The sequence below is a fragment of the Parabacteroides sp. AM58-2XD genome (assembly GCF_003463685.1).
Taxonomy (GTDB): Bacteria; Bacteroidota; Bacteroidia; order Bacteroidales; family Tannerellaceae; genus Parabacteroides; species Parabacteroides segnis.
On sequence record NZ_QSDP01000207.1, the window covers coordinates 1 to 2,659 of the forward strand.

Below are 2,659 nucleotides of genomic sequence, written 5' to 3' on the forward strand. Positions count from 1 at the left end.
AGTATACAGAATAATTGAAAATTAATAGGATATTTTGGATAGTCTGTGTGTTGTTATTTATCAGAACAAAATCAAGTTGTAATAAACTTATATCATAGATTCTTTTGTAGTTCTTTTTTTATTAACTAATATTGTGGTACTTAATTTGATATTGTATGAAAAATATACTCTGCCTATTATTTTTTTCAATTATATTTTTTACAAGTTGCCAGAATGAATTGACTGAACGCCAACTGATAAATAAAGCTGAAACTTTGTTGGAGATAAAGCCGGACAGTGCTTATCTATTATTGGATAGTATTACTATGGCTGATAATTTGAGTGACAAATTATTGGCGCGTTGGTGTATGTTGTACGGGAAAGCTGCCGATAAGGTTGTTAAGGATATGCCATACGTTTCCCAATTGTTGCGAGCGCGCGCTTGGTATAAAAAACACGGGACGCCTTACGAACAGGCACAGATCGGTCTGTTCCTAGGGCGGTCGTATGTGGAAGACCGGGAATATATGAAAGCGATGGATGCATATACACAGGCGTTGGATGTGGCTGAAAAAGTAAAAGAGTATAATGTAGCCGGATATATTTGTTCGTATATGGGTGATTTATATGAATTGAAAGGATTCTTTCAGGAAACCTTTGACAAGTATAACCAATCTGCCGATTATTTTTTGAAAGCAGATAATAAACGAAGTTATGCGCTGGCATTGAAGTTTATGGCTCAAACACTGGCATTCGAAGATTCTTGTTCGTTGGCGTTGGATTATTTGTTGAAGGCGGATTCTATAGTTACTTGTTTACAAGATTCGGGAGCGATGTTTTCTATTGCTAATGGATTAGGAAATGTATATAGTTTGATGAAGAATTGGGACAAAGCTGAATATTATTTATTAAAGTCATTAGAATGTAGTGTATCAGATATAGCACCTACCTATTCAGCTTTAAGTGAGTTATATATGTGTGTTGGAAATTTTGATAAAGCACGTTTATATTTGGAGAAATCAAGAATACCTACAAAAAACCAGTTGACTCCTATTTCTAATTTGTATACAGAATATGAAATAGAGAAAAAGTCCGGTAATACAGAACTTGCTTTATCTATTTTGGAACAATATGCGGAAAAAGCAGATTCTATTTATAATACTACAATTCATTTGGATGTAGTGGATGCAGAAAAAAGATATAACCATGTATTATTATTGAATGAGAATGTCAGACTTAACAATAACAATTTGATTGAACTTGTTATTATTATTGGTATTATAAGTATTAGTTTGTTATTGGGTATTGTTGTTTTATTTCATTATAATAAGAAAATAAAATGCTTTATGAACAAGAAGTAAACTAAAGAAAATGAAGAGAGAATATCCGCTCTTTCTTATGAATTTGAGGAAAAGAAAAAAGAGATTATTTTGCAGGAATCCATACAGGATAGTGAATCTAAATTGGGAGCATTAAAAGGGGATATATTAAGTATAGAAAAAGAAATAAACTTGCTAAAAGAGGAAAAAATAAAGAATGCTACTATTGTGAAAAAGATAATGAAATTGTCTGCTAAAGTAGTTGCCGGTAATCAAGAAACATTATTGACAAATAGAGATTGGCATAGTTTCATGGATTTGATAAACCAAACCTATCGTTCGTTTGATGAGTTTATATCTGATAATTCCTATGGGTTGACTCCAGCGGAAATACAGTATTGTTATCTTTCTTTTCTGAACATAGATATAAGTTCGGAAGCCGTCTTGTTAAATATAAATCCGGAGTCCATAAGCAAACGTAGGTTACGCATACGCCAAAAGCTGGGTTATGTGGGGAGTGAAGTGTCGTTTTATGAGTGTATTTGTAAATGTGTGTTTATTAAATAGATATAGTGTTTGTTGTCCATAAGGTATAGTAGTAAGTAGCTGATTGTCAATAGGCGATAGTCCCTATGTATTTTTGGGAAAAGGAGGGGGTGTTTGGGAAGAATGTCTATGTTTGCAGCAAATTTTTAAAACGTTGCAAGTATGAAGTATTTAAGACTTTTTGGAATACTAGTTATTACTATATTACTAGTAGTTCCTGTGTTTGCCAAGAAAAACATTCATATCGGTGGTAAATGGGATAAAACACAAAGATCATTAGAAATAGAATTACCTATCCATGCCTGGGTGGAAGACAGTAATGAACATGTATCCTTATTCTTTGAAGATGATTTAGGAGATGTTCATGTAACAGTATCTGATTCATTTGGTAAAATTTTGTATAACCAAGTTATTCATACGAATGAATCTTCTTCTGTTACAATACCAGTAAAGGATGTAGAAGGAGAGTGTACGCTATCTGTTACGGATGGGAAGAATCATGTTTTCGGAGAATTTTCTATTAATTAATCATATTGAATTATAGTTTATGAAAAGTTTTATTGTATTTTTTAATGCATGTCTATTGTCATGTACATTGTTTTCATGTAATGAAGAGGTTGTTTTTGATGATGCGAATAATGAAACATCTGTATTAAAAACAAAATCACAAGATGAAGCTCCTTATTATGTAAGAGAAGATGGTATTTTGTCTTTTGCTTCGGTGGAAGATTATTATGCTACAACAGATTTATTAATGAATTTTTCTAATAAGGAACTTAGAAATTGGGAAAAACAAAAATGGATTTACATCTTAT

General features: G+C 31.9%; 4 protein-coding genes. All 4 read left to right on the forward strand.

All coding sequences use genetic code 11. The features are described 5' to 3' along the window. Positions 1–155: 155 nt before the first annotated feature. Positions 156–1,340 (forward strand): lipopolysaccharide assembly protein LapB, encoded by a 1,185-nt coding sequence (locus DXA15_RS24755; RefSeq protein ID WP_128135812.1) that lies wholly within the window; start codon positions 156–158, stop codon positions 1,338–1,340. Positions 1,341–1,409: 69 nt separating this feature from the next. Beyond that, a complete protein-coding gene (locus tag DXA15_RS24760; RefSeq protein ID WP_128135813.1) occupies positions 1,410–1,865 on the forward strand; it encodes a hypothetical protein in 456 nt (151 codons plus the stop codon). A gap of 141 nt (positions 1,866–2,006) precedes the next feature. Beyond that, positions 2,007–2,372 carry a DUF3244 domain-containing protein gene (locus DXA15_RS24765; protein ID WP_128135814.1) on the forward strand — a complete coding sequence of 122 codons (366 nt, stop codon included), beginning with the start codon at positions 2,007–2,009 and terminating at the stop codon, positions 2,370–2,372. Positions 2,373–2,391: 19 nt separating this feature from the next. Further along, positions 2,392–2,659 (forward strand): hypothetical protein (locus DXA15_RS24770; RefSeq protein ID WP_147349109.1); only part of this gene is annotated, 268 nt, incomplete at its 3' end.

Bases quoted from the DNA above. Each gene is read 5' to 3' on its own strand.
- DXA15_RS24765 (WP_128135814.1), top strand. From the start codon at position 2,007: ATGAAGTATTTAAGACTTTTTGGAATACTAGTTATTACTATATTACTA.
- DXA15_RS24755 (WP_128135812.1), top strand. From the start codon at position 156: ATGAAAAATATACTCTGCCTATTATTTTTTTCAATTATATTTTTTACA.